This window comes from Insolitispirillum peregrinum (genome assembly GCF_900156605.1).
Classification (GTDB): Bacteria; Pseudomonadota; Alphaproteobacteria; order Rhodospirillales; family Rhodospirillaceae; genus Insolitispirillum; species Insolitispirillum peregrinum.
Window position 1 is genome coordinate 30,653 of the sequence record NZ_FTOA01000003.1, and the last position, 18,905, is coordinate 49,557.

Annotated in this window: 10 protein-coding genes and 3 pseudogenes; 9 read left to right on the forward strand and 4 right to left on the reverse strand. The window is 62.7% G+C overall.

The genetic code is table 11. From position 1 onward, the window contains the following. The first annotated feature begins 113 nt into the window (after window positions 1-113). From BW995_RS20760 to BW995_RS07985, 3 genes are read left to right on the forward strand one after another with little or no spacing between them, the layout of a single operon-like run. Window positions 114-266, forward strand: a complete 153-nt coding sequence (locus tag BW995_RS20760; RefSeq protein ID WP_175617026.1) for a DUF5989 family protein — start codon at window positions 114-116, stop codon at window positions 264-266. 3 nt (window positions 267-269) lie between these two features. After that, window positions 270-1,250: an SGNH/GDSL hydrolase family protein gene (locus BW995_RS07980; RefSeq protein WP_245821344.1), complete on the forward strand. Its 981-nt coding sequence runs from the start codon at window positions 270-272 to the stop codon at window positions 1,248-1,250. Window positions 1,251-1,259: 9 nt separating this feature from the next. After that, window positions 1,260-2,624: an MBOAT family O-acyltransferase gene (locus tag BW995_RS07985; protein WP_076399693.1), complete on the forward strand. Its 1,365-nt coding sequence runs from the start codon at window positions 1,260-1,262 to the stop codon at window positions 2,622-2,624. 7 nt (window positions 2,625-2,631) lie between these two features. On the opposite strand, the gene BW995_RS07990 is transcribed toward BW995_RS07985, so the two are convergent. From BW995_RS07990 to BW995_RS08000, 3 genes are all read right to left on the reverse strand, one after another. After that, window positions 2,632-3,984 (reverse strand): sigma-54-dependent transcriptional regulator, encoded by a 1,353-nt coding sequence (locus BW995_RS07990; protein WP_245821346.1) that lies wholly within the window; start codon window positions 3,982-3,984, stop codon window positions 2,632-2,634. Continuing rightward, the gene (locus BW995_RS07995; protein ID WP_076399694.1) at window positions 3,974-5,710 is read right to left on the reverse strand and encodes a sensor histidine kinase; all 1,737 of its coding nucleotides are present in this window, start codon (window positions 5,708-5,710) and stop codon (window positions 3,974-3,976) included. Before BW995_RS07995 ends, BW995_RS07990 begins: the two co-directional genes overlap by 11 nt. A gap of 84 nt (window positions 5,711-5,794) precedes the next feature. Next, the gene (locus tag BW995_RS08000; RefSeq protein ID WP_076399695.1) at window positions 5,795-7,054 is read right to left on the reverse strand and encodes an HD-GYP domain-containing protein; all 1,260 of its coding nucleotides are present in this window, start codon (window positions 7,052-7,054) and stop codon (window positions 5,795-5,797) included. A 128-nt stretch (window positions 7,055-7,182) separates the two neighbouring features. Between BW995_RS08000 and BW995_RS08005 the strand changes: the two genes are divergently transcribed. The 3 genes and pseudogenes from BW995_RS08005 to BW995_RS21345 all read left to right on the forward strand — a co-directional run. Further along, window positions 7,183-9,276 (forward strand): hypothetical protein, encoded by a 2,094-nt coding sequence (locus tag BW995_RS08005; RefSeq protein WP_076399696.1) that lies wholly within the window; start codon window positions 7,183-7,185, stop codon window positions 9,274-9,276. Between the two features lie 4 nt (window positions 9,277-9,280). Continuing rightward, window positions 9,281-10,021 carry a DUF3142 domain-containing protein gene (locus tag BW995_RS08010; protein WP_139332828.1) on the forward strand — a complete coding sequence of 247 codons (741 nt, stop codon included), beginning with the start codon at window positions 9,281-9,283 and terminating at the stop codon, window positions 10,019-10,021. Between the two features lie 113 nt (window positions 10,022-10,134). Continuing rightward, a pseudogene (locus BW995_RS21345) lies at window positions 10,135-10,560 on the forward strand (TetR/AcrR family transcriptional regulator); the annotation flags it as partial. A 120-nt stretch (window positions 10,561-10,680) separates the two neighbouring features. Here the strand turns inward: BW995_RS21345 and BW995_RS08020 are convergent. Further along, window positions 10,681-12,147 (reverse strand): annotated as a pseudogene (locus BW995_RS08020) (efflux RND transporter permease subunit); the annotation flags it as partial. Between the two features lie 129 nt (window positions 12,148-12,276). Here BW995_RS08020 and BW995_RS08025 point away from each other — a divergent pair. From BW995_RS08025 to BW995_RS08035, 3 genes and pseudogenes are all read left to right on the forward strand, one after another. Then, window positions 12,277-13,959, forward strand: a pseudogene (locus tag BW995_RS08025) (efflux RND transporter permease subunit); the annotation flags it as partial. Between the two features lie 287 nt (window positions 13,960-14,246). Beyond that, a complete protein-coding gene (locus BW995_RS08030) occupies window positions 14,247-16,346 on the forward strand; it encodes a methyl-accepting chemotaxis protein (protein WP_076399698.1) in 2,100 nt (699 codons plus the stop codon). A 456-nt stretch (window positions 16,347-16,802) separates the two neighbouring features. Next, entirely contained in the window at window positions 16,803-18,902 is a 2,100-nt protein-coding gene (locus BW995_RS08035; RefSeq protein WP_076399699.1) for a methyl-accepting chemotaxis protein, read from the forward strand. The last annotated feature ends 3 nt before the right edge of the window (window positions 18,903-18,905 follow it).

The window sequence follows — 18,905 nt, forward strand, 5'->3', positions numbered from 1 at the left end:
TTTTTAGCTTATTGCGGACATAATTTTTCTCCAGTATGTAGAGATTTGGGTGTTCTGGCACTGCCCTGCCATGTGTCCCGTGTGCCGATCATCAGATGTGTGGATGCTGAGAGATGGATTTCCTGAAAGACCTGTTCGGCTTTCTGTTCGCCAAAAAGTCGCGCCTGATCCTGCTGCCGTTCCTGTTTGCGGTGCTGATTTTCGCCATCCTGTTTGTGGTGGTGGGAAATTCCGCCTGGGCACCCTTCGTCTACGCGGTTTTCTAGACCATGAGCGAGTCCCGATCGATGCTGACCCGTGCGCTCTCCTCTCTCGGCCTGATGTGCATCGGGCTGGTGCTGGCCTGTCTGGCCGGTGAAGGGCTGGTGCGCCTCGCTACCGCTGACCAGCGCAATTACATGGTCGAGATGTGGCGCTATGCCACCTTGCTGAAGCGGGAAAGCGCCAATCCGGCTGTCGGTCACGAGCATGTGCCCAACAGTTCCGCCCGCCTGCAGGGTGTCGATGTCTCGATCAACAGCCTGGGCATGCGGGGGCCGGAACCTGACCTCAGCGACCCGAAACGGCGCAACATCGTCATTATCGGCGACTCGATGGCCTTTGGCTGGGGAGTGGAGGAGGCCCGTACCCTGCGCGGGCAACTGGCACAGGCGCTGGGGGGGACGGTCAATGTGATGACCACCGGCGTCGGCAACATGAACATGCAGCAGATTGTTGCCCACTGGCTGGACTACAGCCCGAAGATTGCCGCCGATACGGTGATTGTCCTGACCACCGCCCGCGCCACCGAGGTGCAGGAGCAGGAACGCGCAGGCTGGCTGGTGCAGCATAGCCAGTTGTATGCGCTGATGGTGTCGTTCTCGAAAATGCTGACACCGGGGCAGCCGGGCCAGCAGAGCCTGCTCGCCTTTTATCAAAAGGCATGGGGCGACGGGCCGGGACGGACCGGGATGGTCCGGGCGCTGGATGCCCTGCGCGCTGACCAGCAACAGCGGGGATACCGGGTGATTGTGGCCCTGATGCCGGAAACGCACGAGTTCCACCCCTATCCGTTTGGCTTTATCACCGAGGTGATGCAGACGGAAACCACCGCCCGCGGCTGGCCGTTCATCGACCTGTTGCCCGAGCTGGCCGACCGGCCGGCCCGCAGTTACTGGGCGATGGACGAGGACCCTCACCCGAATGGGGACGCGCTGGGGCGGGTTGCCCGCCGTCTGCTGCCGTCCCTGACGACCCCCGCCGCACAGTGAGCTGACGCCATGCTGTTCCAGATGCCGTCTTTTCTGGCATTCTTTGTTGTGTTCTGTGGCCTTTTTGCCGTCTCTCCGGCGGCGCTGCGTCTGCCGCTGGTGACGGTGGCCAGCCTGTTCTTTTACGGCTGGTGGTATCCGCCCTATGTGATCCTGCTGGTGGGGCTGGTGCTGTTCTGCTGGCTGGCCCTGCTGGCGGTGCACCGCGACCGGCGCTGGCTGGCTCCGGCGGTGGTGGTGGCGCTGCTGCCGTTGCTGCTGTTCAAGTACACCGATTTTCTGCTGCGGACGCTGGGCGAGCTGACCGGGGCCAGCCTGCCGCATCTGGGCTGGATGTTGCCGCTGGGCATTTCGTTCGTCACCTTCACCATCCTGTGTTACCTGATTGATACCGCCCGCCACCCGGCCAAACGTCCGCCGGAATTCTGGCCGACAGCGGTCTTTCTGACCTTTTTCCCCCACCTTCTGGCCGGTCCGATCCTGCGTGCACAGCATATTTTGCCCCAGCTTCCCCAGATGCGGCTGGCATGGGCGGCCTTGACCCCCAATCTGGCGCTGTTTGCGGTCGGGATGATGAAAAAGGTACTGATTGCTGGCCCGGTGGGCAGCTTTGTTGATCAATCCTATCAGGTGCATGACACCCTTGTCGGCTGGCATGCGCTGGCGACCATCTTTGGTTTTGCGATCCAGATTTACTGCGATTTCAGCGCCTATTCCGACATGGCGATTGCGCTGGCCGGGATGCTGGGGATAGCCTTTCCGGAAAACTTCCATTCGCCCTATGCCGCCGGATCGATCAGTGAAATCTGGCGTCGCTGGCACATGACGCTCAGTTTCTGGCTGCGGGACTATGTGCTGAAACCATTGCACCAGCGGTTTTACCGGCATGCCCGCCAACTCGCTCTGGCCTTGACCATGGTGGTGTCCGGGCTGTGGCACGGGGCCGCCTGGACCTTTGTGGTGTGGGGGGCGCTGAACGGGCTGGTGATGGCGATTGAAAACGCCACCGGCTATTCCCGCTATGCCAATAATGCCAAGGGATTGCGGCGGGCAGGCTGTGTGGTGCTGACCTTTGTGGTGTGGTGTGCGCTGACCGTGATCTTCCGCGCCCCCGATCTGGCGACCGCGTGGAGCATTCTGGGTGAGTCGTGGGGACGCGGCGGCTGGGCGCAGTGGCCAGCGGTTGCCACCGTTCCGGTGGCACTGGGGGTGCTGTTGCTGGTGCTGCATCCGGTTGACCAGATCGACCGCATCCGGGCAGCCGCGCAGCGGGTTCCGGCGGCGCTGCTGATCCCGGTGTTGCTGGCGGTGATTGCCGGTTGTTCGCTGCTGGCCTCGATGCGGCCGCAGAATTTCTACTACTTTGACTTCTGACGGTTTCTCATAGCCCCAGCCGTTGCAGACGCCGTTTCAGGGCGTGGCGGGAAATCCCCAGATGTTCGGCGGCCCGTGCCTTGTGGCCGCCGTTCTGGTTCAGGGCGTCGAGCAACAGTTGCCGTTCGGCCCGTTCGAGCTGGTCGGCGATGCCATCGCTGGCCGGGGAGTCGCTCACCGGCAGGGCATCCTGCACATCGCCCGGCAGGTCATCGACCGAGACATCACGCCCGGGCAGCAGGATGGTCAGCCGTTCAATCAGGTTTTTCAGCTCGCGCACGTTGCCCGGCCAGGGGTGGGAGCGCAGGATGTCCTTCACCGGATCGGGCAGGCGGATGGCGCTGACACCTTCCTGTGCGGCGTAGTGGGCGGCAAAGTGTTCGGCCAGCAGGATCACGTCATCATCGCGCTCGCGCAGGGGCGGCACCGGAATCTGGATCACGTTCAGGCGATAGAACAGGTCTTCACGAAAGCCCCCGGCACTGACCGCTTTGGCAAGGTCGCGGTTGGTGGCCGCCACCACCCGCACATCGGCCTGCAGCGTTTTGGTGCCGCCGACGGTGCGATAGGTGCCATTTTCCAGAAAATGCAGCAGCTTGGCCTGCAACGGCAGGGGGAGTTCGCCGATTTCATCAAGAAACAGCGTGCCGCCATCGGCGAGCGTCACCAGACCGGTACGTTTCTGGTGAGCACCGGTATAGGCCCCGCGCTCGGCCCCGAACAGTTCGGCTTCGATCAGTTGCTCGGGCAGGGCGGCACAGTTGACCTCGACGAACGCCTGATCCCGGCGACTGCTTTGGGTATGCAGGGCACGGGCCACCAGCGCCTTGCCGGTGCCGGACTCGCCGAACAGCAGGACGCGGGCGGTGCTGCTGGCGGCCACCCGGGCGACGGTTTCGCGCAACTGGCCCATGCGGGCGCTGTCGCCGATCAGGCCGGTTTCCGAGATCGCCCGCTGGCGGTGATAGCTGACCTCGCTGTGCAGGCGGTCACGGTCGAGGGTGCCGCTGATGCAGTGTAACAGCTCGTCCAGCTCAAAGGGCTTGGTCAGGTAGTCGGCGGCTCCGGCCTTGACCGCCTGCACCGCCATGCGGGTGTCGCCGTGGGCCGAAATCATGATCATCGGCAAATCGGGGCTGTGGGCGCGCAGCCGCTCCATCGTTCCCATGCCGTCGATGCCCGGCATGCGCAGGTCAACCAGCGCGATATCGGGGTGGGCGGTGGGCAAGGCGTCCAGCGCGCTCTGGCAGTCATGGACGCCGGTCACCTGCATCCCTTGCTGACGCAGGGCGTAGGACAGCGAGCGCACAAACGGGGCCTCGTCATCAATCAGCAGCACGCTGATACCGTTAAGCATCATCTCGTCCCCAGGCTCCCTTTTTTGTTTTTTCCCCCGGCAGGCGCAGGCGAACCCGCGTGCCTTCGCCGGGGCGGCTGTCAATGCGCATGGTGCCGTGGTTGGCATCAATCATTTGCGCAGAAATGGTCAGGCCGAGGCCGGTTCCGCCCGCCTTGGTGGTCACAAACGGATCGGTCACGGTGGCCAGCAGGGCCGGGTCGATGCCACAGCCACTATCACTGACTTCGATGATCACATCGGGGCCTTGCCGACTGGCGCGCAGGGTGACGCTGTCGCCAGTCTGGCAGGCCTGAATGGCGTTCAGGCCGAGGTTGACCAGCACCTGCTGCAACTGGTCGCCATCGGCCAGCAGGGTCAGGGTGGACTCGCCGCTGGTGACAAAGCTGACCCCGCGTTCGGCGGCGGTCGGGCGCAACAGGGTGGCGGTGCGGCGGAACAGCTCGCGCACCGGGATCTGGCGTTGCTCGGCGGGATGGGGGCGGCCATAGGTCAGCAGGTCGTTGACCACCCGGTTCAGGCGGTCCACTTCGGACTCCATGTCCTGCAACAGTTCCTTGCGGTCGGGGTCTGCTTCGTCGCGACTCAACGCCTGCACGGTGGTCTTCAGGGTGGCCAGCGGGTTGCGCACCTCGTGGGCGACACCGGTGGCGAACTGGCCGAGAACGGCCATTTTCTCGGTGCGCACGGTGCGGTCGATCATGTCGCGCAGGCGCAGGGTCATGGTGTTGAAGGCGCGCGAAATGCTGCCGATTTCATCGCTGCGCTCGCCGCCGCGCAGGCGGAACTCCAGATCACCCGCCGCCAGCGCGTCGGCTCCGGCGATCAGGTCGTCAACCCGCCGCCGCAAGCGGCCGGTCAGATGGCCGAACAGCAGGACGATGATCAGGGTGATCGCCGCCCCGCCGGCATACAGCCAGCCACGCGCCTTTTCCAGCGAGCCGAACAGCACTTCGGAGCGGACTTCCCGCTTCAGGGACCAGCCGGGGAACACTTCCGGGCCGTCCCCCAGCGGGATGGTGGTGTGCAGCGGGCGGCCAGTGACGTCCAGGATCGCCCCATCCGCGGCTTGCAGGCGCAGCTTGACCACCGGCGTCACCATCGCTTCGTCGAGCTGTTCGGTGATCGACGACAGCCGCAGGTGCAGGGCCACCGTCACCGGATCATCGGAGCCTTGCCCGGCGTCGCGGATCGGGCGTTGCAGCAACACCCAGCCCGAGCGGCCGGGCGAGGGCAGGTGCGGACCGATCAGGGTGGCATCGCCCAGCCGGACCCGTGGCAAATCACTGATCGACCAGTCCTCTGCCGACCAGTAGGGCGGGCCAGAGGCCGCCTGTCCCGGCACCACATGCTGTAAATGGCCGTCACGGTCAAAGAACAGGATGCCGTACAGGTCGGGGACATCGGCTTCCAGATGCAGCAGGTTGGCAACCTCGCGCGCGCCGGGGCCGGTGGGGTTGGCAAGATAGGCTGTCAGGCCGGGATAGTTGGAAATCTTCGCCAGTTGGTACTGGTAGGTTTCCATGAAGGCGGCCAGACGGCTGGCGGTGGCGGTTTCCTGCGAGGTCAGCCGCTCGCCGACCAGTGCCGTTTCCAGATCGTTGGCAAAGCGTTCATACAGCGCTCCCAGGCTGATCAGGCCGCCGAGCAGGATCAGCACGGTCAGCAGGCTGTAGCGCGAGACCAGACTGGTGCGGGGTTTGTCGATCAGTGAGCTGTGCAGGGCCATCGCCAGAACCGTACCGGAACCGTATCGGGGGAAGGATGACCATAGCAACTCTGCTGCGGAACGCCACTCCTTTGAAATTTAATTCTATTTTTGCGTGTCTTCTTGAGTGGATATTGCGTAAAGATGCGCCGGGTGCTGACAGACCAGCGCAAAAATGTCCGGGTCGAGGCTGCCGCCATCGACCATCGGCTGCATGATCGCCAACACCTGTTCTACTGACAGCCGCCCGCGATAGGGGCGGTCTTGCGACAGGGCCTGAAAGATGTCGCAAATGGCCAGAATGCGGCTTTCGACCGGCAGGGCATCCTTGTCGCAGCCATCGGGATAGCCGCTGCCGTCGAGCTTTTCGTGGTGATGGACCACCCAGTCAATCATCGGCGAGCCGGGGAACAGCGCCGCCAGAATGCGCTTGCTGTTCATCGGGTGGGCGCGCATCTGGGCGAACTCGTCGCCATCCAGACTGCCATGCTTTTCAAGGATGGCGTCGGGGGTGCGCAGCTTGCCGACATCATGCAGCAATCCGGCAATGCGCAGCAGGTGGCGGCGGGCGGTGGAAAAGCCCAGCAGCCCGCCGACGGCATCGGTCAGATCGGCCACCCGCAGGCTGTGGTAATGGGTGAACGGGCTTTTGGCGTCAACGATGCGGGAGATCAGCACCCCCAGATCCCGCAGGCCGTTCCAGTCCAGATGCAGGACGCGATCATCGCTGCCGATGGCTTCGGTGATCGCTTCGTCGAGAAAGTCTTCCTGTAGTTCCAGCCAGAACCGATCCTTGCTGCCTGCGTCGTACAGGGCATCCCACAGGTGCGTGGCAAACAGCTCGGGGGCGGCTTGATGCAGGCTGTCGAGAATGTCGCGTTTGTGCAGCAAGGTGGCGTGGTGCGGGTGATCGGCCAGAAAGCGCAGGTAAAACACGTCCAGCCGGTCGGCCAGATAGATCATGTTGGCCTGTTCGGCCACCAGCCGGGGCACGGACTCCGGCATCCGGTTCCAGCGGGTGTGGTGATGGCGGATGGCCGGAGCATAGGGAGCAAAGGGGGCGAAGCTGCGGAGAAAGTCTTCGCCGCGCAGACAGTGCAGCTCGGCACCCTCCCACTCGATTTCATCGACCAGTTTCTGGTGATGGCTGGTCGAGGACACCCCGATATCGTGCAGCATGCCCGCCACCAGCATGAACAGCTGGGCCGGACGGTCCCACGACAGGGCTTGCGCGATGCGATAGCTCATCAGCCCGACCCGGCGGCCATGGCTGTAGTCGTCGATCCCGACGTAATCCAGCGCCTTGGCCAGAGTGTGGGCGGTGGTGCCAAAGGCCATGTCGTAGTGATCGGGACTGCTGTTCATCACGGACCCCCTGGTTGCCGACCGACAGGATAGCAGATTGAACAAGCAGAGAAAAACATTCTACCAAAAGGAGAGGTCTGCTATGGTTTATCGCCCTGTTTTCGTGCCGATCCTGCCGGGAGACTCCGATGCGCCGCCTGTCCCGAGTTCTGCTGTCAACCTGCCTCGCAACCGGAGTCCTTGTCTGCACGGCAGCGACAGGCCGGGCCAGTTTTGACATGGTGTGTGACCCTGCCCTGCGGCTGCCTCAGCCGGTGATGACTGGCTGTGTGTCGTCGGCGATGTTGTCGCCGGGCGGGGATACCAGAATGACCATGGCGCTGTTGCTGGGCGACCGCTTTGCGCCGGATGCGCCGCACATCCCGACCTCAACGCCGTTCTTCAGCTGGTCGGCGATGCCGGACCTGCTGCATCCACCGGCCCCGCAGGCTTCTGCCGGAGGTGCCGCAGAAGAGCCGTGGTCTCCGCCGCCTGACATCTCGTGTGTGCAGGCGCAATCCGGGCAAAAAGCCTTTGAGCAGGCGGTGAAAGCCGATGCAACACTGGCCGAGCCGGAACGGGCGGCGCTGCTGGCCCTGCGCGGGACGGTGTTTGCCACCTGTCCCGACTATCAGCCCGCCGCGCTGGACGAGGCACTGAAGGGGGTTGCCCTGTCGCCCGCCGGTCGGGCTCTTGCCGCTTATATCCGGGCTGCCGATGCCTTTTATGCCGCAGACTACCCGAAGGCGGTACAGATGTTTGCCGCCTTGAGCGGGGCACCGCAGGGGTGGGTGAAGGAAACCGCCCGCTACATGCAGGCGCGGGCGATGCTGGCCGAAGCCCGCACGCTGGCGGTGGATGAGTACGGCGACCTGACTCCGCCGGAAGACCCGGCCAAGCGGCAGGCGCTCGACAAGGCGGCACAGGACGGGCTGGCCGGGCTGACCGTTTATCTCAAGGACTATCCGGCGGGCCTGTATGCGGCATCGGCAAAGGGGCTGTACCGCTGGGGCTATCGTCTGGGGCAGAATCAGGCGGCCTTGCAGGCCGAATATCTGGCGATGCTGACGCGTCCCCCGGCCGAACGCGGGGTACCGATGCGCGATTTCATTCAGGAGCTGGATAACCGGCTGGTGATGGCCCCTCAGGAGCTTCCCCTGTCCGACCCGATCCTGTGGGCGACGGCGGTGCTGTCCGCCCAGCGCGATGATGGCGATCCGGCGTTCTGGCCATCGGTGGCCGGCCTGCATGCCGACCAAAAGGCCCTGCATGACTATCTGGCGGCCTCGCAGGCGTTCTACATTGATCACAAGCCGGAACAGGTGCTGGCGCTGATCCCCGATCCGGGACCGGCAGGCGATGGCAGCGCCCTGACCTTCAGCCGCCAGATGCTGCGGGCGATGGCCGTGCAGGCACTGAACAAGCCGGAAGAGGGCGAGAGCTGGCGGGCCTTGCTGGCGATGACCAAAGACCCGGCCCGGCGCACGCTGGTGGAACTGGGGCTGGCACTGTACGAGCAACGGCATGGTGATGTGCGGCGGGTGTTCGCCGCCGACAGCCCGATCCGGGGCTGGATGGTGCGCGAAACCCTGCTGACCCGCACCGCCGATGCCGCCTTGTTGCTCCAGCAGGCCGGCTCGGCGCAGGCTCCGGCGCATGAGCGCGAGGTGGCGCTGTTCACCCTGCTGTACAAGGAGCTGACCCGTGGAGCCCCGGGGGATTTCGTCCGCCATCTGGCGCTGATCCCGACCGATGCCGCCAAGGGGGGCGTCTTTGCCCTGCTGTCCCCCGAGCGTCCGCCGCTGAAGGTGTTTACCGAGGGCACCACGGCCAGCGATTACCCTTGCCCGTCGTTGCAGGACACCGCCAGCCGTCTGGCGGCATCGCCCGCCGATATCAGCGCGTCGCTGTGTCTGGCCGACTTTGTGCGCCTGAATGGCTTTGATGATTTTGTGCTGGATCAATCCGTTGAAGGGGACCAGTTGGGCAGCGGGCCGTCACTGTTCACCGGGGCTGCCTATGCCCGGCAGGCGATCTATCAGAAAGTCCTCGCCACACCGACCGCAACGGCGGATGAACGGGCCTATGCCCTGTTCCGGGCGGTGCGCTGCTATGCACCGTCGGGCATCAACAGTTGCGGAGGGGCCGAGGTGCCGCCCAGCCAGCGCAAGGCGTGGTTCAGCGAGCTGAAAAAGTCCTATCCGAAATCCCGTTGGGCGCAGGGGCTGACCTATTACTGGTAAGCGGGTGACGGGCCGCGGCTGGCGCCGGATACTGGCGGTGGCGCTGGGGGGCATCCTGTGCGCCAGTGCCTCCCTGCTGACCCCGGCATCGGCGGACGAGGTGCGGGCGAGCGCGTACCGGGCGTTCTGGCTGTGGGCCGGAGTGACGGCGCAGCCGGTGCTGCGGCAGGCCGATGAGCTTTATCTGCTGTATGCCAGCGTGCAGGAAGACCGAAAGGGCGGCATCCACTGGCAGCCCCATCGGGCCGGAGCACCGCGCTTGCCCGGGGTGGACCTGTGGCTGGTGATCCGTGCTGAAACGCTGGACTGGACTCCGGCGGTCACGGCAACGCTGGTCCATGGGCTGAAACGGTGGAGCGCGGCGGGCAACCGGGTGGTCGGGGTGCAGGTTGATTTCGACGCCGGAACCCGTGCGCTCGATCGCTATGGCGATTTTCTGCGCCGCCTGCGGACACAAGTTCCGCCGCGTTACCGTCTGGGCATTACCGGCTTGCTTGACTGGACCAGCCACGGTGACCTGTCGGGGCTGGTTGGGGTGGTGGACGAGGTGGTGATTCAGGCCTATCAGGGGCGGCGGATGGTCCCCGACTATCGCCGCTATCTGACCTCTGCCGCCCGGTTGCCGTTGCCGTTTCGGGTCGGGCTGGTGCAGGGAGGGCAGTGGCAGCCGGTCGAGGCGGTGGAGAGTGCTGCCAATTTCCGGGGCTATGTGGTGTTTCTGCTCAATCCGACCACACCCGAGTGAGCCGTCTTCCATGGGCTGTCTTTCTGGCAGGATTGCGGGAGGGGAGTGGATTGTCTCTTGAAAGAAACCGACCATCCGGTATCTTTCGGTCGTTCCCTGCCTGCGAGAGCCACATGAGCACTGCCTACACCCGTAAAAAAGACCCCGAAGCCGTCCGTCTGGCCCTGCTGGAATGCACGCTGGATCTGGTGATTGGCCAAGGGTTTTCCAATGTTTCCCTGCAGGCGGTTGCCGACGCGGCAGGTGTTACCAAAGGCGGATTGCTGCACCATTTTTCCAGCAAGCAAATCCTGCTGGAGGCCGCCCTTGATCATATGCTCGATCAGCTCGACCGGCGCATGGATGAACTGATGGCCGATGATCCGTCTGCCTATGGCTGCTTTACCCGTGCCTATATCGAACTGACCTTTGACGATCCGCGCTTTGGCATCACCAGTCCGGCGATGGCATTGGGAATGGCGGCGCTGGGCGATGAGGTGCTGGGGGAAAAGTGGCTGGCGTGGATGAAGACCCGTCTTGCCTGGCATCACCGCACCGACAGCGCGCCGGAACTGGAAGTTGTCCGGCTGGCGGTGGATGGTGTGTGGCTGGCCCATCTGGGGCCACCGGGTCAAACGTGCCTGCTGCACTCCATTCCTGCGCTGAAAGAGCGTCTGCTGGCTCAGCACCAGCGCCACCACCACCGACAGCGCCATCGCCGCCACCAGCGTCAACGAGAACTGCCGGTAAATGGCCCCGGTCGAGCCGCTGAAAAAGGCCATCGGCACGAACACCGCCGACAGCACCAGTGCAATACCGATCAGCGCGCCGGTAATCTGGCCCATCGACTTGCGGGTGGCCTCTTTCGGCGGCAAGCCCTCTTCGCTCATCACCCGCTCGACGTTTTCCACCACCACAATGGCATCATCGACCAGCAGGCCAATCGCCAGCACCATGGCGAACATGGTCAGGGTATTGACGCTGAAACCAGCCGCAGCCAGCACGCCAAAGGTTCCCAGCAACACCACCGGTACGGCAATGGTCGGGATCAGGGTGGCGCGCAGGTTTTGCAGGAACAGGTACATCACGCAGAACACCAGCACGATCGCTTCGGCCAGCGTCTTGATCACTTCTTCAATCGAGATCTTGACGAACGGGGTGGTGTCATAGGGATAGGTCACCTCCACCCCGGCAGGCATGAACGGTGTCAGATCGGCAAACCGCTTACGCACCACCTCGGCAGTTTTCAGCGCGTTGGCCCCGGTCGCCAGCTTCAGCGCAATGCCCACCGCTGGCTTGCCATTGTAACGCGCCACCGAGTCATAGCTTTCCGAGCCGATTTCAATCCGTGCCACATCCTTCAGCCGCACCTGCGAGCCGTCGGTCTTGACCTTCAGCAGGATGTTGCCGAACTGCTCGGGGGTTTTCAGGCGGCTTTGCGCCTTGATCGAGGCGTTGATCTGCTGGCCCCGCACCGCCGGAGTGCCGCCCAGTTGTCCCGCCGATACATCGGCGTTCTGGGCGGTGATGGCGGCGGTGATGTCGGTCACCGCCAGAGCATAGCTGCTGAGTTTGTCCGGGTTGAGCCAGATGCGCATCGCATGTTGCGCCCCGAACACCGTCACCTCGCCCACGCCGGGCAGGCGGCTGATATCGTCCTGTAAATTCGACACCATGTAATCGGCCAGATCGAGGTCACTGATCCGGCCATCCTGCGACACCAGTGCCGCCACCATAAAGAAGTTGTCGTTGGCCTTGCTGACCGACACCCCTTGCTGCTGCACCTCCTGCGGCAACAGCGGCATCGCCAGTTGCAGCTTGTTCTGCACCTGCACCTGCGCAATGTCGGGATCGGCTTCGGGTTCAAAGGTCAGGATGATGCTGACATTGCCGACCGAGTCCGAGGTCGAGCGCATCGAGCGCAGATTGTCGATCCCCTTCATTTTCTGCTCGATCACCTGCGTCACCGAGTCCGCCACCGCCTCGGCCGACGCCCCCGGATAGGAGGCGGAAATCCCCACCGTCGGTGGCGCAATGCCGGGATACTGCTCGACCGGCAGCCGCATCAGGGCCAACGCCCCGGCCAGCATGATCACGATGGCAATCACCCAGGCAAAGATCGGGCGGTCAATAAAGAAACGGGACATCAAAAGCCTCGCAGCAGGAGAGTTCGGCAACACAGTCCCGAGCCATGGCGGCAGGCTGCCATTGGCCGTGGATCAGTGCCTTACTGTAAAGACGCCGGAGCCGGTGAAATCCTCACCCGGCCCCGCAGAATTGTGTCAGCGGGTCTGACCCCGGCTCTGTGCGCGACGTTGCTGAAGCCGGTCGAGCGTGGTCACGGCTGGGAAACCAAAGGGTTCTTTGGTGGTTTTAACCGTGGGTTCGAGGCGCTGCGGCGGGTCTATCGCAACAGCGTGCGGGCATCGGTGCGCCACGGGCTGCGCATGCTGGTGCTCTATGCGCTGCTGGTCGGCGGGATGGCCTATGGCTTTGTGCAATTGCCGGGGGCCTTTTTGCCCGACGAAGATCAGGGGCTGATGTTCGTCTCGGTCTCGACCCCGGCCAACGCCAGTCAGGAACGGACGCTGGCGGTGTTGCAGCAGACCGAGGACTATTTCCTCAACAGCGAGCGGGATGTGGTGGGCAGCATCTTTACCGTCGCCGGGTTCAGCTTTGGCGGCAGCGGCCAGAATGCCGGGATCGCCTTTATCCAGTTGAAGGACTGGAGCCTGCGCACGGCGGCGGAAAGCCATGTCGCGGCGGTGGCCGAACGGGCGATGATGGCGCTGTATGCGATCAAGGATGCGGAAATTTTTGCCTTTGCCCCACCTGCGGTGCTGGAACTGGGCAATTCCAGCGGCTTTGAACTGCAGCTCGAAGACCGCGCCGGTCTGGGGCACGAGGCGTTGATCAATGCGCGCAACCAGTTGCTGGGGATGGCCGCCGAAGACCCGCGCCTGATCGCTGTCCGTCCCGAAGGTCTGGAAGACACGCCACAGTTCAATCTCAGCATTGACCACGAAAAGGCCAGTGCGCTGGGCCTGTCGCTGACCGATATCAACACCACCCTGTCCACCGCCTGGGGCTCGGCCTATGTGAATGACTTTCTGGAAAATGGCCGGGTGAAAAAGGTCTATGTGCAGGCCGATGCGCCCTATCGCATGCAGCCCGACGACCTGAAACGCTGGGAAGTCCGCAACAGTGCGGGCGAGATGGTGCCCTTTGCCACCATCATGGACAGCTTCTGGACCTATGGCCCGCCGCAGATCGAACGCTATAACGGCACACCGTCGAGCAAGATTGTCGGTTCGGCGGCTCCGGGGGTGTCGTCGGGCGAGGCGATGGCGGTGATGGAAGAGCTGGCCGCGCGCCTGCCTGCTGGCATTGGCATCTCGTGGACCGGGCTGTCTTACGAGGAACGACTGGCAGGCTCGCAGGCATCGGCCCTGTATGCCATCTCGATTCTGGTGGTGTTCCTCTGTCTGGCGGCGCTGTATGAAAGCTGGTCGGTACCGTTCGCGGTGATGCTGGTGGTGCCGCTGGGGGTGTTGGGGGCGGTGGCTGCCGTGCTGCTGCGCGGGTTGCCCAATGACATCTATTTTCAGGTCGGCCTGCTGACCACCATTGGTCTGACCGCCAAAAACGCCATCCTGATCGTTGAATTTGCCAAGGAATTGTACGACCGGGGCCGCTCGCTGAAAGGGGCGGTGATCGAAGCCGCCCATCAGCGGCTGCGGCCGATCCTGATGACTTCGCTGGCCTTCATTCTGGGGGTGTTGCCGCTGGCCATTGCCAGCGGGGCCGGATCGGGGGCGCAGAATGCCATTGGTGTTGGCGTGATGGGCGGGATGATCAGTGCGACGGTGCTGGCGATTTTCTTTGTGCCGGTGTTTTTCGTGCTGATCCAGCGCTGGTTTGGTAAATCGCCGAAAAGGGTATCTGTGCGCGAGGACTGAGGCAGACGGTTTTTCATCCTGCCTTGTTTTGGGGAGAGCTGGTAGCCACCTCTCCCCTGCACGGCCTTGAGAGAGGGGGCTGTGGTTTCTTGTCGGTTTTGTGGCTGGAAACGCTTTTCCACGGACAGGTGATTGTTTTTGTATGCATAAATAGGAATGGTGGGTGAGGCCATCCGTGTCTGTGGTTGAAAGTCTCTGTTAGCGAAGAAGCTCGTGGCAGAAATCATCAACGCCCGCAAAAATGGTCTGACTGGTTGTTGACTGCACCCTGTTCCGGAGAAGGCAACATGTTACAGAACATATCATTTAAATGGATTATTGCCCTGTTTCTGGGATCGATTGCCGCCATTGCCTTCACCTATGGCGGGATTGAATTGCGACAGGCTCTGGTGGGCCGCGAGGAAGCGCGCGCGGTGGCGTCGGCAGTGGGGGCGAGCCGGTCCCTGCTGCAAACCCTGCTCAATACCCGCCTTGAGCGCGGAGCAATCAAGACCGCACTGCTGGGGGAAGGGCCCGCCCCGCAGGAACAGATCGACAAGGCGTTGCGCTATCGGCAGAAACTGGAGGAAGCCTATACCCTGTCGGTGAAAGCCCTTGAAACCAGCAAGGCCCCCGATGCCCCGGCGATGCTGGCAAACCTGCACAAGGCCCATGATGCGCTGGCTGCCCTGCGGGCACAGTTCGACCGCGACATGACCCAGCCAAAAGTGGCGCGCAAAGCGGACTCGCTGGACCTGTCGCAGACGGTATCCCAGAGCTTTCTTGACGCCCTGAACGCCACCACCAAAATGGTGGACATGAGCATCTATGGTCTGGACCGCACTCTGGACCGTTACCTGACCATCAAGCGCGACGGGTGGGATGCACGGGCGAATTACGGCGCGGTGATGGCCAAGGTCGAGGGATTCGTTGCCGGTGGGATGCCGGTTTCACAGCAGGATGCCCTTGCTCTGTACGAAATGCGGGGCAAGGCGCTGTCTGACTGGCGGCGGGTGATGGAAATGGCGGGATCAGCCGACGTTGCCGACGATCTTGTTACCGCCGTGCGCAAGGCTGATGCCGCCAATTTTTCCGGCGCAGTGTGGGCGGAAACGCAAACCCTGCATGGCAATCTGGTCGCCGGGCGTCCCGCCGGTATCGAGATCAAGGACTTGCAGGTTCTCAATACCGCCCGCAGTGGCCAGATTGTCGAGGTGCCGATGATTGCCCTTGACCAGATGGTTGCCCGGGCGGAAGTCCTGCAGGATGCGGCCAATTCCCAGTTGTGGCTGGCGGTGGCCGCCGTGCTGCTGGTGGCGCTGCTGTGTGCCATCGGGGTGATGGTGACCCATCGGGCGATTGGCATGCCGCTGAACAGGTTGCAAGGCACGATGGAGAAACTGGCGGCAGGCACTCTGGACCTGACGGTTCCCTATGCCAGGGCCGGGAATGAAATGGGGACCATGGCCCGCGCCGTGGTCTGCTTTCAGCAGGGCTTGCAGCATGCCCGCACCCTGGAACAGGACGCATCCAGTCAGCGGGAACAGCAGGAACAGCGCCGCCGGGACACCCTGCATGCGATGGCCGAAGAGCTGGATACGGCAGTCGGCGGCGCGGTGAGCACCGTTTCGGCAGCGGCAAGCCGGATGGAAACGTCGGCGCGCAACATGTCACAGTCGGCACAATCCACCCTGCAACAGTCCACCTCGGTGTCGGCCGCGGCGGAACAGGCATCGGCCAACGTCGCGGCGGTCGCCAGTGCCACCGAGGAACTGGGGGCGTCGGTGGGCGAAATCCGGCGGCAGATCGAATTTTCGCGGCAAAATGCCCGTTCGGCGGTAGACGAAGCGCAGGATGCCACGGCGACCATTCAGGATCTGGAACAGGCAACCGGTCGGATCAGCAGCATTGTCGATCTGATCAACCAGATCGCCAGCCAGACCAACCTGCTGGCGCTGAATGCGACCATCGAGGCTGCGCGGGCCGGTGAGGCAGGCAAGGGTTTTGCGGTGGTGGCCAACGAAGTGAAGGGGCTGGCATCGCAGACGGCGCAGGCAACATCACAGATTGGCCAGCATATCGGAGCAATCCAGCAGACGACGGCGCGGGCGGTGCAGGCGATGGCCGATGTGGTGGCATCGATCGAAGCCATCCATCAGACCGCCGAGGCGACCTCGGTGACCATCGAGCAGCAGCTTGTGGCAACGCACGAAATTGTTGATAGCGTTTCGCAGGCGTCGGCCGGCACGCGCGAGGTGACGGTGATCATCAGTGATGTGGCGCGCTCGGCGGGCGAAACCGAAGGCGATTCAGAAGAAATGTTGCAGGTTGCATCCGAGCTGGCCCATCGGGCGGCAGAACTGCAAGAGCGGGTCCGGCAATTCCTTGCCAGTATCCGCGCGGCCTGAACATCTGGAACCGTCGGAATGGCACGGATCGGGATGGGTCCGTGCCATTTTTTATGGCCATTACAGCGAGGGGGCAGCGAGAGTCGCGATCATGGAAGGGCGACTGCAATGGTATTTTTCACTATTTTTACGGGTGAAAATTTGCGTACCAATAATTTCTTTTTGCTGATTTAATGAATGGTTATGATTGATTTTCGTGATGGTTTCTTCTTGGGGTAACCTTTATTCGTTTGTATAGTTGACAGATGGACAAGGATTTAATATTTATTTTTATACACAAAAATTCAGTTGGTGGATTCCGGCTCTGAAACCCGCTCAGGCACTGGAAGCCAGACGGATTGTTGTATGATTCTGGTACCCTGATGAGTGAGCCATCAAGCATGGTCCATCTCATCGCGACAGGGCTTTGCACCCTCATCACCGCTATTTCCCGGTGTCATCACCAAGGGGGACTTCATGCTGCAGACCATGTCTCTGAAGTGGATGATCGGCCTGTTCCTTGGTGCAATTGCAAGTGTGGTCATTCTATATGGAATGGTTGAGCTGAGGATTGCCATACAAGGCTGGCGGAATGCGTTGCATGTCGAGCAGGCCGCCGACATCAGCCGGAGCCTGCTGCTGGCTCAGACCAACATCCGCCTGGAACGGGGGGCTTACCGCGCGGCCTTGATGACCGATAGACCGGTCGAGCAGGAGCTGTTGACGAAAATCCAGCGCTATCGCCAGGTGGCGGAGGACAATTATGCCACCGCGGTGAGCCTGATCGAACAGCAGGGGAGAGCAAGCAGTCTGGCAACACTGGCGTCCCTGCGCACGAGCCACGAGGCGTTCGCGAGCCAGCGTGGGCAACTTGATCGTGAGATGGCGGTGGCTCGTAGCGCCCGGTCTGCCGCCTCTCTGGAACAGTCGCAGACGGTTTCCCAGACTTTCCTGATCGCCCTGCATGAAACGGCGGAAATGGTTGATGACGGGGTACATGGCCTTGATCGCACGCTGGACCACTATCTGGCGTTAAAGCAGGAAAGCTGGGCCAGTCGCAGTGATTACGGCACGCTGATGGCCAGAACGGAAAGCGCGCTCGCCAGCGGTCAGGCTTTGCCGCAGGACGAGGCGCGCGAGCTGTACGAAAGCCGGGGGGCGGTGCTGGCCGACTGGAAACAGGTGCGGGATGTCTTGCTGTTACCCGGCGTGCCGGATACGGTTCGTGCAGCGGTGCGCAAGGCGGATGAAAACAATTTTGGCAGTGCCGTTTGGCAGGAAATGCACACGCTGTATGCCAATCTGGTTGCCGGTCGCCCGACTGGCCTGACCTTACAGCAGCTACAAGACCTCAATGCCGCGCGCAGTGCCATGATTGCCGATGTGGCGATGATCGCCATCGAACAGATTGTGCAGGAATCGCACCGGTTGAAGGCCGAGGCGCTCAGGGTGGTGTGGATTGCCAGTGGTGCACTGGTGTTGGTGCTGGTGCTGTGTATTGGCGGAGTCTGGATGGCACACCGGGGAATCGGGGTGCCTCTGACCGCGTTACAGACATCCATGCAGTCGTTGGCGGCAGGAACGCTGGACTTGACCATTCCTTATACCCGTGTTGGCAACGAAGTCGGCAGCATGGCGCGGGCGGTGGTCTGTTTTCAGGACGGTCTGAAACGTGCGCGGGACCTGGGGGAAGAGGCCGCCCGTCAGCGGGAATTGCAGGCAGTCCGTCGGCGGGAAACGTTGCTTGAGATTGCCGCTGATCTGGATCGTCAGGTCGGGGGCACAGTATCTTCGGTGTCTTCGGCGGCGGCGCAGGTCAAGGGGACCGCACACAGCATGTCAGGGTCTGCCAGTTCGACCCTGCAACAATCGACCTCGGTTTCGGCGGCGGCCGAACAGGCTTCGGCCAGTGTGGCGGCGGTGGCCGGTGCCGCCGAGGAGCTGGGGGCGTCGGTGGGTGAAATCCGTCGGCAAGTGGTGTTTTCCGTGGCACGGGCGCGAACCGCCGTCGAAGAAGCTCAGGATGCTGCCGGGATTATCGGGGAGCTGGAAGAGGCAACGGGCCGGATTACCAGCATCGTTGACCTGATCAGTCATATCGCCAGCCAAACCAATCTGCTGGCGCTGAACGCAACCATCGAAGCCGCCCGTGCCGGGGCCGCAGGCAAAGGATTTGCAGTGGTGGCCAATGAAGTCAAGGGGTTGGCATCTCAGACTTCGCTGGCGACGTCGCAGATTGGTCAGCACATTGGTGCCATTCAGCAAACGACCACCCGTGCGGTGCAGGCGATGGCCGGTGTGGCGGAGACGATCGCGGGCATCAGCGAAACAACCGAAGTCATTTCGACCACCATTGAACAGCAATTGATGGCAACCAACGAGATTGTGGACAGTGTGATGCAGGCATCGGCGGGCGCGCGCGAGGTGTCGGTGATTATCACCGATGTGGCGCGGTCGGCTGGGAAAACCGAAGATGATGCCGGTCAAATGCTGGAGGTTTCTTCGGAACTGGCCCGGCAGGCGGCTGCATTGCAGGCTCAGGTTCAGCAGTTTCTGATCAATATTCGAAGTACTTAATAT